14 protein-coding genes and 1 tRNA gene are annotated in these 18825 nt (G+C 58.6%); 6 read left to right on the top strand and 9 right to left on the bottom strand.

Going from position 1 to position 18825, the window contains the following annotated elements:
• Positions 1-69 precede the first annotated feature (69 nt).
• On the top strand, positions 70-1458 hold the full coding sequence (locus BLS30_RS00200) for an SGNH/GDSL hydrolase family protein (protein ID WP_052743857.1): 1389 nt from the start codon (positions 70-72) through the stop codon (positions 1456-1458).
• A 48-nt stretch (positions 1459-1506) separates the two neighbouring features.
• Here BLS30_RS00200 and BLS30_RS00195 read toward each other — a convergent pair whose 3' ends face one another.
• From BLS30_RS00195 to BLS30_RS00185, 3 genes are all read right to left on the bottom strand, one after another.
• On the bottom strand, positions 1507-2946 hold the full coding sequence (locus BLS30_RS00195; protein WP_046478277.1) for a glutamate synthase subunit beta: 1440 nt from the start codon (positions 2944-2946) through the stop codon (positions 1507-1509).
• Positions 2947-3054: 108 nt separating this feature from the next.
• Positions 3055-7782, bottom strand: a complete 4728-nt coding sequence (gene gltB / locus BLS30_RS00190) for a glutamate synthase large subunit (RefSeq protein WP_046478278.1) — start codon at positions 7780-7782, stop codon at positions 3055-3057.
• A gap of 575 nt (positions 7783-8357) precedes the next feature.
• Positions 8358-8813, bottom strand: a complete 456-nt coding sequence (locus BLS30_RS00185; protein ID WP_046478279.1) for an Hsp20 family protein — start codon at positions 8811-8813, stop codon at positions 8358-8360.
• 362 nt (positions 8814-9175) lie between these two features.
• On the opposite strand from BLS30_RS00185, the gene BLS30_RS00180 reads away from it, so the two are divergent.
• Positions 9176-9634, top strand: a complete 459-nt coding sequence (locus BLS30_RS00180; protein WP_090225789.1) for a hypothetical protein — start codon at positions 9176-9178, stop codon at positions 9632-9634.
• 28 nt (positions 9635-9662) lie between these two features.
• On the opposite strand, the gene BLS30_RS00175 is transcribed toward BLS30_RS00180, so the two are convergent.
• The 3 genes from BLS30_RS00175 to BLS30_RS00160 all read right to left on the bottom strand — a co-directional run bounded on the left by BLS30_RS00175 (position 9663) and on the right by BLS30_RS00160 (position 13343).
• Positions 9663-10622: an alpha/beta hydrolase gene (locus BLS30_RS00175; protein WP_090225787.1), complete on the bottom strand. Its 960-nt coding sequence runs from the start codon at positions 10620-10622 to the stop codon at positions 9663-9665.
• A gap of 111 nt (positions 10623-10733) precedes the next feature.
• Positions 10734-11558, bottom strand: a complete 825-nt coding sequence (gene hisN / locus BLS30_RS00170) for a histidinol-phosphatase (protein WP_244464899.1) — start codon at positions 11556-11558, stop codon at positions 10734-10736.
• 885 nt (positions 11559-12443) lie between these two features.
• A complete protein-coding gene (locus BLS30_RS00160; protein ID WP_052743858.1) occupies positions 12444-13343 on the bottom strand; it encodes an N-formylglutamate amidohydrolase in 900 nt (299 codons plus the stop codon).
• 399 nt (positions 13344-13742) lie between these two features.
• Here BLS30_RS00160 and cpdR point away from each other — a divergent pair, with 399 nt between their 5' ends.
• The 4 genes from cpdR (at position 13743) to BLS30_RS00140 (ending at position 15412) form a co-directional block, all read left to right on the top strand.
• Complete coding sequence (gene cpdR / locus BLS30_RS00155; protein WP_046480271.1) at positions 13743-14102, top strand: cell cycle two-component system response regulator CpdR; 360 nt, start codon at positions 13743-13745, stop codon at positions 14100-14102.
• Between the two features lie 115 nt (positions 14103-14217).
• Positions 14218-14292 (top strand) — tRNA-Val (locus BLS30_RS00150).
• Positions 14293-14528: 236 nt separating this feature from the next.
• A complete protein-coding gene (ykgO, locus tag BLS30_RS00145; protein WP_076605315.1) occupies positions 14529-14654 on the top strand; it encodes a type B 50S ribosomal protein L36 in 126 nt (41 codons plus the stop codon).
• A gap of 98 nt (positions 14655-14752) precedes the next feature.
• On the top strand, positions 14753-15412 hold the full coding sequence (locus BLS30_RS00140; protein WP_090225775.1) for a tetratricopeptide repeat protein: 660 nt from the start codon (positions 14753-14755) through the stop codon (positions 15410-15412).
• 99 nt (positions 15413-15511) lie between these two features.
• Here the strand turns inward: BLS30_RS00140 and pyk are convergent, their stop codons facing one another.
• From pyk to BLS30_RS00125, 3 genes are all read right to left on the bottom strand, one after another.
• Complete coding sequence (pyk, locus tag BLS30_RS00135) at positions 15512-16957, bottom strand: pyruvate kinase (protein ID WP_046478284.1); 1446 nt, start codon at positions 16955-16957, stop codon at positions 15512-15514.
• Positions 16954-17424, bottom strand: coding sequence for a DUF1036 domain-containing protein (locus BLS30_RS00130; RefSeq protein ID WP_046478285.1), 471 nt, complete (start codon positions 17422-17424; stop codon positions 16954-16956). Before BLS30_RS00130 ends, pyk begins: the two co-directional genes overlap by 4 nt.
• 82 nt (positions 17425-17506) lie before the next feature.
• On the bottom strand, positions 17507-18802 hold the full coding sequence (locus BLS30_RS00125) for a glycerate kinase type-2 family protein (protein ID WP_090225771.1): 1296 nt from the start codon (positions 18800-18802) through the stop codon (positions 17507-17509).
• Between the last annotated feature and the right edge of the window lie 23 nt (positions 18803-18825).

The raw sequence follows: 18825 nt of genomic DNA, 5'->3' as shown, positions 1-18825 counted from the left end.
CCAACCCGTGCCGGGTCAGGGACACAGGTGGCGCATGCGCCGATTCGATGGAGCAACTCCGACGTGACAATGTCGAAGCGTTTGACTTGGGCACTGACGTTTTGCGTGACCATTGCGGTCATGACGCCGATGGCGGTGCGTGCGCAAATGGGCGCAGGGGCGAGCTACATCACGCCGTTTCCGGAAGGCGACACGTATCAGATCCGGGTTGTGGGAGACACGCTCGCAGAAGGGCTGTTGGGAGCCATGGTCGACTCCGACACCCTGGCGAGGGAAGCGCGCGTAAACGTCAACCGTAAATTGTGGACCCTGAGTCGAATAACGACCAATCGCTTCCCGTCCGAGTTGAAGGAGCTGGTCTCTGATCTTGAGCGAGACAAGGTGCACATCGCGGTCATCATGCTCGGCGTGAACGACCGCCGGTCCGTCCGCGCGCCAAATGGCAATAGCTATCGGTTCGGTTCGCAGGATTGGCGCACAGAGTACGGCCGCCGAGTTGATCAACTCATGAAAGAGCTGAAAAACAAGAGTATCGCTGTCTATTGGATGGGTGCGCCGACCATGCGCTCCACGAGTGCCGATGCTGAAACCCAGATCATCAACGAAATCATTCGTGAGCGGGCCTACCTCAACAGCCTGAAATTTATCGACACGGTCGCAAATTTCTCAGACGGTGAAGAAGGCTATAGCGCTTATGGGCCCGACCTTAGCGGTAAGATCAGCTTGTTGCGTTGGCGCGATGGCATCCATTTTACCTACCGCGGTTATGAGAAGCTCGCGCACTTCTTGGAGCGCGAACTCAAGCGGGATCTGGCGCAGGCCAAAGCTGATCGGTCCATTCCACTTGCGGGCGCTGAGGAAGAGCAAAAGCGCGTGAGCGCCATGGTCAAACAGGACGAGCAGGCCAACCTGACAGGGTGGCGCGCTTCTATTGATCGGGCAAAGGCCAAAGCCGCCACGCAAAGCAGCGAAGGCTCATTTTTCCTGCGCGCCGGGGGCGGCGAACAGAAGGAAGACAACAGCCGCATCAACTTGAAGACCATCGGACCCAACGGTCGCGAAAACATCGTGCCGTTGGAGATCGTGCGTCCCGCTATTCCAGGCTCCGTGGTTGCCCTTGTCACCCGCAAGCAGAGCCCGGATCGTCCGACTCCTATGGGTGCGGTGCTCGTCGATCAGATCGCCGGAGGCCTCAACATCATGAGCTCCGTGACAGCTGCCAGCGATGCTTCGATCGACGGTCAAATGCGGAAGTTCTCGCCGGCGCAAGCCCCCTTCTTCCGTGTACTCGTTAAAGGAGAACGGCTCGAAGCGCGTGCGGGTCGCGCCGATGACTTTGCATGGCCGCGCCCTGAGCCGCCACCTTTGAAGCGCCCAAGCGATTCCAAACCGGACCAAGACGGAGAGAATGGCGGAACGCCGCTGCCGGACGTCAGCCCGTTCCGGCCCAGGGCTTAACCCAGGCCGGAATATCTCGGCATAAATCCTAAAATCAGGACGCTGCGTTTAGCGCGGCAGGACCGTTGAGCCCATCAGGAACTTGTCGATGGCGTGCGCGGCCTGGCGGCCTTCGCGGATCGCCCAGACGACCAGAGACTGACCGCGGCGAATATCCCCGGCAGCAAACAGAGCATTGTCGCCAGGAAGCTTGTAGTTCTGTTCGTCGGCATCGAGGCCTTTGAAGCGGCCGCGCGGCACGGCAGAAAGCTCAAGTTCGTTGACGAGACCGTCCTCGATGGGGCCGGAAAAGCCCATCGCGAGCAACACGAGATCCGCATCGAGTGAAGCTTCGCTGCCCGGGATCGGCTGCAGTTTTTCGTCCACTTGGACGTAGTTGAGTTTCTTCACCTTGCCGTCTTCGCCGGAAAACCCGGTCGTCGAAACGGAGTAAACGGTTTCCGCACCTTCCGCCTGACTGCTCGATATCCGCAACTTCATCGGCCAGTTGGGCCAGCTCATCGCCTTGTTCTCCTTCACAGGAGGCTTCGGCATAATTTCAAGCTGAGTGACGGACTTCGCACCTTGACGGATCGACGTGCCAATGCAGTCCGAGCCCGTGTCGCCACCGCCAATAACGATCACATGCTTATCCTTCGCCGAGATTTCGTTGATCGTCGGCGGGATAGTCTCGCCGGCAACGCGCCGGTTCTGCTGAGGCAGGAAATCCATGGCGAAGTGGATGCCGTCGAGGTTCCGGCCGGGCGCATCCGCGAAGAAATCAAACGGGCGCTCCGAGCCAATGGCGAGCAGGACGGCGTCGTGCGAACTATCCAGGCTCTTCGCCGTCACGTCGACGCCAACATTGACGTTGCAGTGAAAGGTGACACCTTCGGCTTCCATCTGGCGAACGCGTCGGGCGATCACGCTCTTTTCCATTTTGAAATCGGGAATGCCGTAAACGAGAAGTCCGCCGGGGCGAGCGTTCTTCTCATAGACATGCACATCATGACCCGCACGCGCCAGCTGCTGCGCGGCAGCCAGCCCAGCCGGACCGGAGCCGATAACAGCAATTTTCTTTCCGGTTTTCTTGTCGGCCGGCTTCGGTACGATCCAACCTTCCTCAAAGCCGCGATCGGCAATGGCGCACTCGATCGCTTTGATCGTGACCGGCGTGTCATCGATGTTAAGCGTGCAGGCTGCTTCGCAGGGTGCCGGGCAAACGCGTCCCGTCACTTCAGGGAAGTTATTGGTTGAGTGCAGGTTGACTGCCGCCCTCTGCCAATCGCTATGATAGACGAGGTCGTTCCAGTCAGGGATCTGGTTGTTGACCGGGCAGCCCGTCTGACAATACGGAATCCCGCAATCCATGCAGCGTGCGGCCTGAGTTTTGGTTTCGTCCTCAGCCATCGGCAGCACGAATTCATGCCAATGCTGTATGCGCTCTTCGACTGGCGCATATTTCCGCTCAGCGCGCGCAAATTCCAGAAAACCCGTAACCTTGCCCATTCTTCAGTCCGTTTCTCTGCCCTGTCGTGGCGTTCTATTTACTGCCTGCGTCGAACATTCGAGGAGCCGGCCGGGATCATTTCCAGCCGGCCCTAGCCGTGTAACGGCTTAATCCGCTTTGGCGCGTGTTACACCGATCTCAAGCACACCAAGTCCCGTCTTATCGGCTTGCTGAGCCTTGGCCATATCGGCCAGAGCGCGGCGATATTCGACGGGCATCACCTTGCGGAACTTAGGCAGATACTCGGACCACTTCGCGAGGATCTGCTGAGCCTTCTGCGAGTTCGTGTAGTGTGCGTGCCGCGTGATGAGCTGATGTAGCCGTTCGACGTCGTGGCTGGTCATGTCTTCCATGACCTCGACGAGGCCGTGGCTCTCAAGTTCACCCTTCTGATCTGTCAGGCGTGCCATCACGGCATCTTCTGCGGTGACGGGTTCCAGATCGACCATGGCCAAATTGCATTTCGCTTCGAAGTCGCCAGCCTCGTCAAGGACGTAGGCGATGCCGCCGGACATGCCCGCCGCGAAGTTACGCCCCGTCGGACCAAGGACCACGACCACGCCACCCGTCATGTATTCGCAGCCATGATCGCCCGTGCCTTCAACAACCGCATAAGCGCCCGAGTTGCGCACGGCGAAGCGCTCGCCCGCAATGCCGCGGAAATAGCATTCACCTTCGATTGCGCCGTAAAGCACGGTGTTGCCGACGATGATCGACTCTTCCGGAATGATGCCTGAGAGCGCATCCGGACGTACGATCAGCTTGCCGCCCGACAACCCCTTGCCGACATAGTCGTTACCTTCGCCGATAAGATCTAACGTCACGCCACGGGCAACCCACGCGCCGAAGCTCTGTCCGGCGGTGCCCTTGAGTGTTAGCCAGATGGTGTCTTCCGGCAGGCCTGCATGACCATACGCTTTCGCGATGACGCCCGAGAGCATCGTGCCGACAGACCGGTCCGTGTTCTTGACCGCGATCTCCTTCGACACCCGTTCCTTGGAGTCGATAGCAGGGCGGCAGAACTCGATAAGCTTGTTGTCCAACAGCTTCTCAAGCCCGTGGTCCTGTCGCTCACAATTGTAGATCGCGACGGACTTCGGCACGTTCGGCTTGTGGAAGAGCTTGGTGAAGTCCAGGCCCTTGGCCTTCCAATGCGCAATCGCTCGTTCTTTATCGAGGAGGTCAGATTGCCCGACCAGTTCGTTGAACGTCCGCACACCCAACGCCGCCATATACTCGCGCACTTCCTCAGCGACGAAGAAGAAATAGTTGATGACGTGCTCTGGCGTGCCCGTGAACTTCGCGCGGAGCCGCTCATCCTGCGTGGCGATGCCGACCGGGCAGGTGTTGAGATGGCACTTGCGCATCATGATGCAGCCCGCCGCGATAAGCGGAGCCGTGGCGAAGCCGAATTCATCCGCGCCCAGAAGTGCGCCGATGATAACGTCCCGGCCTGTCCGCAAGCCGCCATCAACCTGCACCGCGATACGCCCGCGCAACCGGTTGCCAACGAGAGTCTGATGCGTTTCCGCCAGGCCGATTTCCCATGGCGACCCCGCGTGCTTGATAGACGTCAATGGCGACGCGCCGGTGCCACCTTCGAAGCCCGAGATAGTGACGTGGTCGGCACGTGCCTTAGCCACACCAGCCGCCACCGTACCCACACCGACTTCCGAGACCAGCTTGACGGAGACGTCCGCTGCCGGGTTGGTGTTCTTCAGGTCGAAGATGAGCTGAGCCAAATCTTCGATCGAATAGATGTCGTGGTGTGGTGGTGGAGAGATCAGGCCGACGCCTGGGGTCGCGTGCCGGACCTTGGCGATAGTCGCATCCACCTTGTGACCAGGCAGCTGACCGCCTTCACCGGGCTTAGCACCCTGCGCCATCTTGATCTGAATCATGTCCGAGTTGGCGAGATACTCGGTCGTCACGCCAAACCGGCCGGAAGCCACCTGCTTGATGGCTGAGCGCATGGAGTCGCCGTTCGGCATTGGCTTGAACCGATCCGGTTCCTCACCGCCTTCACCGGTGTTCGACCGTCCGCCAATTCTATTCATGGCGATCGCGAGCGTCGTATGAGCCTCGCGTGAGATGGAGCCAAAGCTCATCGCGCCTGTCGCAAACCGCTTTACGATTTCGGATGCAGGCTCAACTTCATCCAGCGGCACGGGCTTGCGTCCCGCTTCATCGGCAGACTTAATGCGGAATAGACCCCGCATAGTCAGAAGCTGCTCCGACTGCTCGTTCACGGCCTTCGCGAAGGAGCGATACTTATCGGGCAGGTTGCCGCGTACGGCGTGCTGCAGGTCGGCAACCGTACCAGGACGCCACATGTGTGCTTCGCCACGCGTGCGGTAGGCATATTCGCCGCCAACATCGAGCATGCTGGAAAGCACAGGAGAATCGCCGAATGCAGACGCGTGCCGTTCCACTGTCTCCCGCGCAATTTCCCTCAGGCCTACACCCTCGATCTGAGTATGCGTACCGGTGAAATAGCGATCCACGAACGAAGACTTGAGGCCCACGGCATCGAAAATCTGCGCGCCGCAGTACGACTGATAGGTGGAGATACCCATCTTCGCCATCACCTTGAGCATCGCCTTGCCGATGGCCTTGATGTAGCGGTTCTTGACTTCCTTCTCGGTCAGTTCCTCGTCGAGATCTGGCAGCATTGCTTCCAGCGTCTCAAACGCGAGATAGGGGTTGATGGCTTCTGCGCCATAGCCGGCGAGCGTGCAGAACTGGTGGACTTCGTGGGCTTCACCCGTTTCCACCACGAGCCCGACGCGGGTCCGCAGGCCTTGGCGGATCAGGTGGTGATGTACCGCCGAAGTCGCCAGCAGAGACGGCACCGGAATCCGGTCACGTCCGGCGCTGCGGTCAGACAGAATGATGATGTTGTACTCGCCGGAGCGAACGGCTTCCTCAGCTTCCGCACAGGCGGAATCGACAGCCGGCCCCATACCCGCGGCACCGCGTTCGACCGGGTACGTAATATCGATTGTGATCGATGAGAAGTTGTTGTCCTTGACCTCGCCGATACCTCGAATGCGCTCAAGGTCCTCGTTGGTAAGGATCGGCTGGTAGACCTCCAGCCGCTTCTGGCGTGATGTCCCCTCGAGATCGAGAATGTTCGGGCGAGGTCCAATGAACGAGACGAGGCTCATCACTAGTTCCTCGCGGATCGAATCGATCGGCGGGTTAGTCACCTGTGCGAAGTTCTGCTTGAAGTAGGTGTGCAGCAGTTTCGACTTCGATGACAGAGCCGAAATAGGCGTATCGGTTCCCATCGAGCCAATGGCTTCTTGTCCCGTAGCCGCCATCGGCGACATGAGGAACTTGGCGCTTTCTTGCGTGTAGCCGAACGCTTGCTGCAGGTCGAGGAGGGCGACGTTGGTGCGGCGCGCAACGACCGGCCTCTGCGGCAGAGGGAGGTCCGACACCATGATCTGGGTGCGCTTGAGCCAGCCTTCATACGGATGGCTGCCGCAGATCTCGGCCTTGAGTTCGTCATCGGAGATGATGCGTCCTAGCTCAAGGTCGATCAGAAGCATTTTGCCGGGCTGCAAGCGCCACTTGCGTACAATGTTTTCCTCAGCCACGGGCAGCACGCCCGACTCCGAAGACATAATGACGATATCGTCCTTGGTGATGAGATAACGTGCGGGCCGCAGACCGTTGCGGTCGAGCGTCGCGCCAATCTGCCGGCCATCGGTAAAGGCGACGGCGGCGGGGCCGTCCCACGGCTCCATCAGCGCGGCGTGATACTCATAGAAAGCGCGCCGCTTCTGATCCATGAGGGGATTGCCGGCCCAGGCTTCAGGAATCAACATCATTGCTGCGTGGGCGAGGCTGTAACCTCCCATCACCAAAAATTCGAGCGCATTGTCGAAGCAGGCCGTGTCGGATTGCCCTTCATAAGAGATGGGCCAGAGCTTCGTAATGTCGTCGCCAAAGTGCGTGCTGGAAACGGAAGCTTGCCGCGCCGCCATCCAGTTCACATTGCCCCGCAACGTGTTGATCTCGCCGTTATGCGCGACCATTCGATAAGGGTGTGCGAGCTTCCAGGACGGGAAGGTGTTCGTCGAAAAGCGTTGGTGAACCACCGCCATCGCACTGGTGAAGCGCGGGTCGGAAAGGTCGTTGTAGTAGGCCTTCACCTGATACGACAGGAACATGCCCTTGTAGACGAGCGTGCGCGTTGAAAGCGACACGGTGTAATGACCGATGTCACGGCCCTTGTACGCGTTCTCGATCGCGTTCGACACGCGCTTGCGCACCAGATAAAGCCGGCGCTCGAAATCGTCTTGATCGCCGCTGAACGAACCGCGCCCGACAAACACCTGACGGTGTACCGGTTCGGTCCCGACGACCATTTCGGACAGGCATGAATTGTCGACAGGAACAGAGCGCCAGCCAAGCAGGCTGAGCCCTTCTTCCTTTATGATGCGGGCCCAGACCCTCTCGCAATGCGCGCGCAGCCGCTCGTCGCGTGGCATGAAAACATGGCCAACGGAGTAGTTGCCGGGTTGCGGTAGCGAAAAGCCCTGGAGCTGGCATTCCTGCGCGAGAAAGGCATGCGGAATCTGTACGAGGATGCCACCGCCATCACCAGCCAGAGGATCGGCGCCTGTTGCGCCGCGATGCTCGAGGTTAGCGAGGATCTGTAGCGCATCCTGTACGATTTTATGCGAGCGGCGGCCTTTCATGTCGGCGATGAAACCAACGCCGCATGCATCGAACTCGCGTTTGGGATCAAACAAGCCCTCGGCGTCTGGAGGCGCGAGCTCAATTTGTCTCGTCGCGCTGCTCTTTGCCAGGGTGTGTTCGTTCATGGTTCGGCCTTGTCTCTCGTGGCGTTATTGAGAAGGCTTACGTCGGCTGCGGCAGCCGAAACGTAAGAGGCCACAGGCATGACAACACCGGCGGCCACCCGAGTACCGGCCTCAAAAAGGTCACGGCACACGTCGCCCGTATTTGACGATAGTCAGAGTGGAGGAGTAAGCCGGAAACGGCAAGCGTGTCGCCGCATTATAATGGTCTGAGGTCATCCAACATGACGACCGCGACCACCGCCCGGTTTCCCCTGGTTACTGCCCCTCGAACTTCCCTGGTCGTACGGCACAAACCATGCTCGGGTTCACCGCAACAGCCCTTGGAAAGCACGCAAAACAATCTCCACTCAGGTCGCACACTCTCTGCAAAAGAAGGACAGGAGTGCTGACCTAATGCACTTATGTTGCAGATTTCGGAAAATCGCACAAGAAAAAATCTAACTGCCCAAACCTTCCGGACGCGCTGTGCCCGCCGGCATTGGGCTAAGGCCGTTTACGATAAAAAAAAATCGGCCGCCACTGATGACGGTGGCGGCCGAGTTGGGAAGATAGGGGAACGAACGGAAGAACCAGATTTAGGCGTGAGCCTCAATCTGCTTTGCGGTGTCACCGGTATTGCCGTCCGATATGCTGATGGTACGCGGCTTCATCCGCTCCGGCAGATTGCGGACAAGGTCAACGTGCAGCATGCCATCCTTCAGATCGGCCCCGGTGACCTCAACATGGTCAGCAACCTGGAAACGGCGCTCAAAGGACCGGGCGGCGATGCCGCGATGTAGGAATTGTCGTTCTGTACTCTCCGCAGCCTTTTGGCCACGCACACTAAGCGTCTGTTCCTTGACCTCTACTTCCAATTCATCGCGCGTAAAGCCGGCGACCGCCATCGAGATGCGGTACTCATTCTCGGCGAGACGTTCGATGTTGTAAGGGGGGTACCCGCTGTCCTCTCCGGAAACCTGGTCTAGCAACTGTGCGAGCCGGTCAAAGCCAACGGTAGAACGATAAAGAGACGGAAAATCGATGTGTCGCATGACATATCCTCCTGAAGAAGCGACATGTGAACTCCCGGCCGCATTTGCTTTTGCCGGCCGGAGACATAACCGTGCACACCCAACAAGCGGCGAGCGCACGAGCTTGATTTAGGAGGCCATACGCCCCTTTCAAGAGGGGTGAAGCACACATGCCTCTCTTTCCTGAGATTTAACCCAGGGCACTGTTTTCATTGAAAGTATACGGATGCGATCCCGGGTAAGCCGTGTTACGGTCAACGCTTCTGTAGACGGATTTGATGGGGCCGTTTGCAGTTAGTCCGGGCTATAGTCCGGAGAGTTTGGCGGATGGAGCGCTAAGGGGCCGGGGGGACGCGCGCCTCAGTTTATGGAGTGACCTGAACATGACGCACTTAACGCGTTTCTTCCTCCCGCCCGTGATGTTGGCCGCTGCCGCGGTGGGCACCGTGCCAGCCACTGCCGCAGACTTATATGATGGTGGCGAGCGCAGGCCGTACGCTTACGAAGATCAGCGCTATCGTGAGATCTATGAGTACCCCCCGCCTAGAGCTCAAGTTCGCCATTACGAGGAGCGAGAGGAGCGGCACTACCGCGTGCGCGAGCGCTATGTCAGCGAGCCAGCGCCCTGTCTGAGCCCTCAAGAGATCGAGCGGGTGCTGTATGAGGATGGCTGGCACGACATCGAAGATGTCGAGTTCGAGGGCCGGTTCATGCAGCTGGAGGCCCGGCGCGTGGACACCGATCGAGAGTTTGATTTGGTGCTCGACGCCTGCTCAGGAAACATCGTCGATGCGAAACCCGAAGACCGCCGTTGGGCTCGGCGGTATGGCTCTCGCTACTAAGATCTCATGAGTGGCGAGCGCTGCGCTATCAGGCAGCGGCGCTCGCCACTCCAAGATATGCATCAAAGGCAGCCCAGAATTTCTGACGGAAGCGGTCTTGCTCCTGCAAAATCTCATGACGTGATCCGGCAATGAGAATATGGCTGCCCATCTTCAGCCGCACGCCAAGCTCCTCGATAGCCCGAGTTGAGACAACGGTGTCTTCACCGGCCGCAAACATCAAAATCGGAAGATTAATCCGCCGAATGTAATCTGGGTTGGAGATTTTGGCGCAAGAGCGCAAAGCAGCGCGCAGCCAGCCGTTGGTGGGAGAGCCGAGCCCAAGCTGCGGAGCAACTTGGATGATAGCTTTGTTGCGCGACCACCGCTCCCGGTCCGAGGTCAGCGGATTGCCTTCAAACCTCTCCGTTCCGACGATCGCGTCGCTGCCGCCGTAGATATATGATGTCGAAAGGCCAGCCAGCACGCTGAGTTCGGCATAAAGGCGTACCAATCGGCGCCTGTGGCGTAGTTCTTCCTCTGAAATGGCAATCATGGGCGCGGCAAGGACCATCCGCTCGAACCACGAACCCTGCATGCTCGCCATACGCATCATGACGTTGCCACCCATGGAATGAGCCAACGCGATGTAAGGCGGTGGACAGTCCGGCAGCACAACATCCTTCATGAACCGCAGAACATCTCTTTCATATTCGGAAAAGTCGTTGATATGGCCCTTCCTGAAATTGTCGAGGCTGCGATAGGAAGCGCCTTGGCCACGCCAATCGAAGGTCGCGACGGCAAAGCCGCGGCGCCGGAGATCGGCAACCGTCTCGAAGTACTTCTCTATGAATTCGCTACGGCCATGGAATAGGCAAACAGTGCCACGTCGCGGCCCTTGGGTTGCGTCCCAGCGGGCAAAGCGCAGGGGCTGTCCGTCATATCCCCGAAAGGCGCCGACGACGGGACCGCTTGGGACCGGGTTCTTTGCTTGGGACTTAAGCTCCATCCTGCCCTCGCGGATTGCCACGCTGTGATTCGGGATCGCCGAGCGCCACCTTATGACATGGAGTTTGTGTGAGCCACGTGGCGTTGCATCCAGAGCCCAGCGTTGGAGCGGTCAGCGCGACAATAGGGCCACGGCTTCTGCATGCACTTTTGCATCTCCGGCAGCGACAATGTTGCCGCCGTTGCTGGCTGGATCACCCGCCCACGTCGTGATCACCCCGCCGGCCCTTTCTATGATCGGAATAAGTGCGGCGATATCGTGCGGTTTCAGCCCCGCCTCGACAACGAGATCGCAATGACCTGCCGCCAGCATCGCATAGGCGTAGCAGTCTCCCCCGAAACGAGTCATGCGGACTTCAGACTTGATCCGTCCAAAACCATCGGCCTCTTCTCCGGGGGCGAACAGGTCTGGGTGCGTGGTGGAGAGTACTGCGGTTCCCAGTCCGCCGCAGGCCCTCGTTCTCAGTTCGCCGGTCGTCCCGTCGCCATAGCGAAAGTGTGCCGCGTCCTTCGTGGACCAAAAGCGTTCTTTGGTGAACGGCTGATCCATGAGGCCCAGGTAGGGCATGTCGTCATGCATAAGTCCGATCAGCATGCCCCACATTGGCCAACCCATAATGAAGGCGCGGGTGCCATCGATCGGATCTATAACCCAGCGAAATCGCGCCTCGATGCCTGTGTCGGCAAACTCTTCTCCGATAACCCCGTGGCTCGCAAAGCGCCGGGAGATTTCCTGGCGCATCACCTCTTCCGCTGCCCGATCGGCGGCCGTCACAGGGTCAAAATCGCTCTCGCTCGCCTTGTTGTCGATCGACATAGGGGTACGGAAATACTGGAGGGTGAGCGGAGCAGCGAGGTCCGCAAGGCTATGCGCACAGGCTAGTAATTCCAGAAATTCATCTGGGGAGGGTGCAGTAGAGTGTGTTGTTATGGGCACAGCGATAAAGTACCTGTGGATGAAGCTAGAGGAGGTGAAAGCGGATTAGGCGCTACATCGGTGCTTGCGTAGCCGGAAAGTCTACGAAAGTCACGAGGATGATCGGATTTGCTCATACGCAACGGCGGAGTGGCTCAACGGCAACGAAATCCTGCGTGTTAGGCAAAGATGGAATGACCGAATTGCGCGATCCCACGAATAAGCGCATAACAGCATGCAACGGCAAGCTGAACTTTTTCGCATCTGCCGTTTTTGCCCGCTTCGGGTGCTTCCTCCCTAGACTTGGGCCGCTGCGGCGTCGCACGGCCCCTTTTACGCTGCGTATAGCCTGTTTAATTGGCTTGGATCGCGTAGGCGGAAGCTGATCACTTCTTAAACCTTATAAATTTCAGCCTGCGGCAATTCGGCCCGACTTTATCGTCAGCGATCGAGCTCGGCAGCGATAGCTAGCACCTTGCAGACGTTCAAAAACGCCCCATATCTCAAAGCGCTCAAGGCGTTTCGTGACACTGCGGTTCATTGATGAGCTTTACCGGTCACGAGATGCCCGCGCTCCGCAGGGCAGCAATGCAAAAAAGGCGCTTGATTGTTGTGCGGTGCAGCGCTATTTGTGCAATGCGACATCGATGACATATGCTCTCGATGCCGCAGCCCTCCTTGGGCGTTTCCTCCCTAGACTTGGGCCGTTCGTTTTCGAGCGGCCCCTTTTCTTTTTGGGGCGGACATCGACGCTACGGCGCAACCCAAAGCCGACAAAGCGCACTAAACCCGGGTGATTTCAGAAAATTACTGCTCGCTGGTATGCCAACGCGCTGGCGTAGGCAGACTTATGCGTGCCGTCTGAGTTCTGATGTTGCGCTGCAGCATATTATTGCCGCGGTGCAGTTATTCGGCCGCCTGCCGGCTTTCGAGCAGGAGCGGCAACGCAAAGAGAAGCCGCGACGTCACCACCTCGAGATCCCGACGCAAGGCTTCGAATCCGCTCGTGGGCGATAGCTTCGCCTCGTCGCAATAAAGGCCGCGATTGATCTCTATCTGCAACGCATGAGAGCGCTGCAACGGTTGGCCGTAGTGTTCGGTAATGAACCCGCCGGCATAAGGCCGATTGATCTGTACGTTATACCCAAGGTTGGCAAATGTTTCCTTGGTAAAGGCCGTGATACGACCGTCACAAGACGCGCCAAAGCGGTCGCCAAGAACGATGTCCGGTCGGCGTCCAGAGACGGCTGTCATCGAAGAAGACGGCATTGAATGGCAATCAATCAGGATTGAGTGCCCAAACTTTTCCCGCGCATCGTCGATAAGGCCGTTCAATGCACGGTGAAATGGCTTGTACAATCTTTCGATCCGCTCAAGCCCTGCGGCGAGCGACATCCGCTGTGCATAGATCTCTTCGCCGTCAGCGACGATACGTGCGATAGTGCCCAGCCCGCCGACAACCCGTGTTGACTGGCAGTTGGCATAATCGGGTACGGGTTCGGTAAACAGGTACGGATCAAGCTCATACGGCTCACGGTTAACGTCCAGATACGCACGCGGGAACCGCGCAGCGATCAGCGGCGCACCATGCCGGGGGACCCCAGCAAACAACTCATCGACATAGTAATCTTCGGACTTGCGTAATGCGTGAGGGCTGAGCCGCGACTGCCGCAGGAAGTTGCGCGGATACACGCGCCCCGAGTGCGGTGAGCAAAATACGAACGGCGAATTCAGTTCCTGCGGCGGATCAATAGTGAATGCAGGCGTCAATTCGGCCAGAATTGCGTTCCGTTCGTTTGCGGGCATCGTAGGCGTAATTCCGTGTTGTTCGATTGAAGCAGGGTGGCGGGTTGCGGCCGCCCACACTCTGCCAACGCCATTGCGGTATGTCTATGCTCGTTGAGCCCGCTGGGCAAAGCTATGCACGTTCAAGTGTCTTTACCGTGCCACGCTCGTCGCGGAAGTGTCTCCGCCTCAACCTTACCTTTACCAAACTCGCGACAAGTTGGCAGGTAACGCGCTATTGGTTCTGAATGCGAGACGCTGTGGACATTTCCCGATGCCGGGAAAAATGCGAGCTGCGTGGCCGTAATTTCGACCGATGGCGGGTATGGACTGTCGCCTGTCCGAGCATCGGATGCCTTACAAACGTAGCAGATTAGTCTGGTAAAATCGAACATGACCGCCAAGCCATCGCGCCTTCCCCTGAGCCGCATTCTTCTCGCTGAAGACGATGACTCTATGCGGGGCTTTCTCGAACGCGCATTGACGAAAGCCGGCTACGACGTCGCCTCATTCGCAAACGGCGCCGAGGCGTATGAGCGTTTGAAGGAAGAGCCATTCTCTCTGCTGCTGACCGATATCGTGATGCCGCACATGGATGGGATCGAGCTGGCCCGCCGTGCCAGTGAACTGGATCCCGACCTAAAAATTATGTTCATCACGGGCTTTGCTGCCGTCACGCTGAATAATGCAGCGGATGCGCTTGAGGATGCCCGCGTCCTCTCCAAGCCGTTTCATCTCAAAGACCTGGTCACGCAGGTCGAGACGCTGTTGGAGGCTTGATCTTTCTTCGGCTGCGATCTCAGATCTATTTGCCGCCATCGAAATGTCTATGATTGGCTTGCCTCCCGGCCGCAATGTCGATATAGGAGGCCTTCCTCAGGCGCCGAGCGCCAACGGGCACTTAGCTCAGCGGTAGAGCACTACCTTGACATGGTAGGGGTCAGAGGTTCGATCCCTCTAGTGCCCACCATCCCAACCGCGGCCAACAGTAGGGCGGCACGAAGCAACCGAGGCGGTAACAGCCGTCCGGAAAGCATTGCCACTGTTGACATATGCGCTGGGATGAATAGGGTCGCGCAATCTTTCGAAAGGGCGCGCGGCTGACTACACCGCATCGGTTGATGTATCGGTGCGGCGGTCCTTTCCTGATGGCCCCGTAGTAAGGCCATATCGAAGAGCAGCTTTTATAAATATACCGGTGTCACCATGAAGGTCCGCAATTCTCTGAAATCGCTTCGCTCGCGTCATCGCGACAACCGTCTTGTTCGCCGTAAGGGTAAGCTTTACGTGATCAACAAGACGCAGCGTCGGTTCAAGGCGCGTCAGGGCTAAGCCACTGATCTCCTGCATGTCGCGCGAGCTAGATTTCGCGTATACGCTGGCGAGAAGCCGGCGCGATTAAGGCTGAAATATCAGCTTTGACATCGCGCATGGTGCAAGCCTATCGTGGCGGGATGCATATCAAAACCTCCACATTCTTCGCGGTGATCCTGCTCGCCTTTTCAGGCGTTACAGCCTCGGCGCAGGAGCTCGCGCAAGATCAGCCCAAAGCTGAGAAGCCTTATTTCAAGCAGGTCCGTGAAGGGCTGCCAAAGACGCCGGCTGACCGCGCGAAGGTTTTAGCAAACCTCTACGCCCATTTGGCAGCCGCGCCGGATGCGCAGTCGGCCTCGATGATAACCGAAACCATCGAACAGGTATGGTCGCTGTCCTACAGCGATACCATCGCCGTGCTCATGGATCGTTCCGTAAAGGCGATGGCGGAAAAGAACAGCGGCCTTGCCTTGAAGCTGCTCGACGCGGTTGTGGATTTGGCTCCGGACTATGCGGAAGGGTGGAATCGGCGCGCCATCGTCTATTACGCCAACAACGATTACATGCGAGCGCTGGGAGACTTGCGCCGGGTGCTGGCTTTGGATCCCAACCACTACAAGGCGCTTGATGGGCTCGCCCAGATTCTTCGGGAACTGGATCGAGATAAGCAGGCCTTGCAGGCCTATCGTCAGATTATGAGCATCAATCCCTACTGGCCCGGTGCCAGTGATGCTGTGAAAGAGCTTGAGCGTGAAGTCGAGGGGCAGGGAATTTAAGCGGGCGCCCCGTTAGTCTCCACTGAAAGAAAATGCGGCCGTGGGAGCTTCCATCTCCACGGCCGCATTCATGTCGCCGATTAGGACGCGTGCAAGGGATTACCCTTTAGCCATCGGCTCACCATCCTCATTGATGTATGCGATGCGGATCATGTTCGTGGTGCCCGGCGTCCCCAGCGGTACGCCGCCCGTGATCAGCACACCTTCTCCAGGCTTTGCAAAGCCCTGACTGAATGCGATCTGACACGCCTTGCGCGTCATGTCTGACGTCGTATCCGGATCAGCATCGAGCACAATGGAGTGCAGCCCCCAAACGACGGATAGCTGATGCGCCGTTTCTGGCACAGGCGTCAATGCGATCACCGGCAAATTCGGCCGTTCGCGCGCGACCCGCCGGGCTGTCGAGCCCGTTGCGGTGTAGCAGACGATCGCTGCGAGCTGCACCGTGTTGGCGATGGCGTGTGCGGCCGCAGCGATGGCGTCCGCCGCTGTTGGCTGTGGTTCGGTTTGCCAAGCGTACAGGATCGCCTGATAGCCCTTATCGTTTTCGACCTCGACGGCAATCCGATTCATCATCTCGATTGCTTCGACAGGGTACTTGCCGACGGCAGACTCCGCCGAGAGCATGACGGCATCTGCGCCCTCGAACACGGCCGTTGCCACGTCGGACACCTCGGCACGCGTTGGGACCGGCGAGGAGATCATGCTCTCCAGCATCTGCGTCGCGATTACGACGGGCTTACCCGCGGCGCGAGCCTTGCGGGTGATCTTCTTCTGCAGGCCGGGTACCTTCTCGATCGGCATCTCGACGCCGAGATCGCCACGGGCCACCATGAAGCCGTCAGCGGCAGCGATGATAGCGTTGAGGTCGTCGATGGCCTGAGGCTTCTCGACTTTGACCATGACCGAAGCGCGCCCGGCGACGATCTCGTTTGCTTCCTCGACATCGACACCGCGTTGCACGAACGACAATGCCACCCAATCGACACCAAGCTGCAAAGCAAAATCGAGATCCAGACGATCTTTGTCCGTCAGCGGACCGACAGGGAGAAGCGTATCAGGAAGAGAAATGCCTTTACGGCTGGCCAGCATGCCGCCGACAAGCACTTCCGCGACGATTTTGTCGTCGCTGGCTTTGTCGACGCGCATCCTGAGTTTGCCGTCGTCTAGGAGCAGCGTGTGTCCGGCTTCGACAGCTTCGAAAATCTGAGGATGCGGCAGGTAGACCTGATCCGCCTTCCCGGGGCTCTCGTAGCGCAGAAATGTGAATGTTGAGCCTGGCTCCAGCTTCACGCGTTCATCTTGGAAAGCGCCTAGGCGGAACTTGGGACCCTGTAAGTCGGCAAGAATACCTATTGGGAAGCTGTGTTTTGCCGATAGTTCGCGAATCCGCAGATGCAGCTCGCGCGCCAACTCATGGCTGGCATGGCTCATGTTGATACGAAAGACATCGACGCCGGCCTGAAATAGCTTTTCAAGCATTTGCGGTGATGAAGACGCCGGTCCTACAGTGGCAACCAGCTTTACACGTCTATTGCGCCTCATTCCCCCTCCGCTTCCGGATCGGCCAGACGGATCGTCCATTCTTTTGCCTCTCCGGTGTCCACCTCAAAGAATCCTGTCCGCTTGTAGCCTCGGCTACGACAATTCTGCACGCCGCGAATCGCAAACGATTTGTCGTGCGTACACATGAAGTGCTTGCCGACCCAAGCGCCACCGCGATCGTAGTCGACCGCATGCACATACACAAAGCGGCTCGGCACTGCACCTCTGAGCAGTGTCTCACATGTTTGCGACGCTATGTTCCACCATCCTTCGGTGGTCCAGCCCGTGTCATCTTGGTAGCCGACAGCAACGCCTACGCGGCTCGTTGTCCCGTTACAGAGTTTGAGATCCGCGCGCGCTGCGCTGCTTATGCTGCCAAGGGCCACCATGGCAACAGCTAAGATCACCAGCCATCGCGCAGAGCGCGGCACACGAAAACGGACCGATCCCTCATATGACACAGTCATAGGTCCCCGCGGACACCAATCGAAAAGCGCTGTCTCCGCCGCAAAGCGGCGGAGTAAAAGGCAGGTCGCAGCCGCGCCGGTCTCAGGGCTCGACAAGTATCACGCGAAAATCGTTCACGTTCGTCTGGGTCGGGCCGCACAAAATGAGATCGTCGGTCGTGCGAAAGAAGCCTGTAGAGTCGTTGTTCTGCAGAAAGGTGACCGGATCGAGGTCTTTCGCTTTAGCGCGTGCTAGAATATCGGGCAAAACCAGGGCACCCGCCGGGTCATCTGCTGAGCCGACGCCACCGTCAGTGCCATCGGTATCTGCCGCGAGGCCGGCTATTCCTTCTGCGCCATTGAGGGCGGCGGCCAACCCCAGAGCATATTCTTGGTTGGGCCCGCCTTTACCGTTGCCCCGTACCGTGACCGTCAGTTCGCCACCCGACATGAGCGCTAGGCGTTCGCCACGGCGTTTCGCATCCATAGCCATTTCCGCGTGAAAACGCGCGACGTCGCGTGCCTCGCCTTCCAGCGAGTCGCCAAGGATATCGACGCGGAATCCCTGGTCACGCGCAAGGGCTGCGGCTGCTTCTAGCGAAGCCTTGGGAGCCGCCACAAGAATGTATTCCGAGCGCGACAATGCCTCGTCGTTTGGCTTGGGTGTTTCATTGGCAGGATCGTTTAACGCCGCCATGACCTGAGGGGACGGCGTAATCCGATAATGTTCGATAACCGCCCTTGCCTGAGCCAGGGTGGTCTTGTCCGCGACAGTCGGCCCCGAACCGATAGCGTCCGGATCGTCCTTGGGAACGTCGGAGATGGCCAGCGTGATGAAACGTGCTGGATAGGCTGCAGCGGCAAGTCGTCCGCCCTTGATGCGCGAGAGGTGCTTACGGACGCAGTTGATTTCTGAAATCCGGGCCCCCGAGGCCAAGAGCTGCTTTGTCAGCATTTGCTTGGCTTCGAAATCGATTCCATCGACAGGAGCCGACCAGAGTGCAGAGGCGCCGCCGGAAAGCAGACACAACACGAGATCGTTCGGCCCGGCACTCTTTGCCAGCTCCATGGCGCGCTTGGCGCCGGCTACGCTGTTGGCGTCAGGTACCGGGTGTCCAGCTTCGACAACTTCGATGGCATTCGTGGGTAGGCCGTACCCGTGCCGCGTTACAACAAAACCACTGACGCGATCGATCTGTCCCTTGGCCTCGTAATGCCGTTCCGTGGCTTGCGCCATGGCGGCAGCGGCTTTGCCAGCTCCTACAACTATGATGCGGCCGCCTTCAGGAACTTCTGGAAGATGTGGTGGAACGCAAGCATGTGGATGCGCGGCCTTAACGGCGATATCGAACAGCTGCATGAGAAACGCCCGCGTGTCGCGGACGGGACTGGCGGCCATGGGCGGTCCTTCGTGTTAGCGTT

Source organism: Filomicrobium insigne, from assembly GCF_900104305.1.
Lineage (GTDB): Bacteria > Pseudomonadota > Alphaproteobacteria > Rhizobiales > Hyphomicrobiaceae > Filomicrobium > Filomicrobium insigne.
Note: the sequence above shows the minus strand (reverse complement) of the source record. Positions and strands in the feature narration are given on the sequence as shown.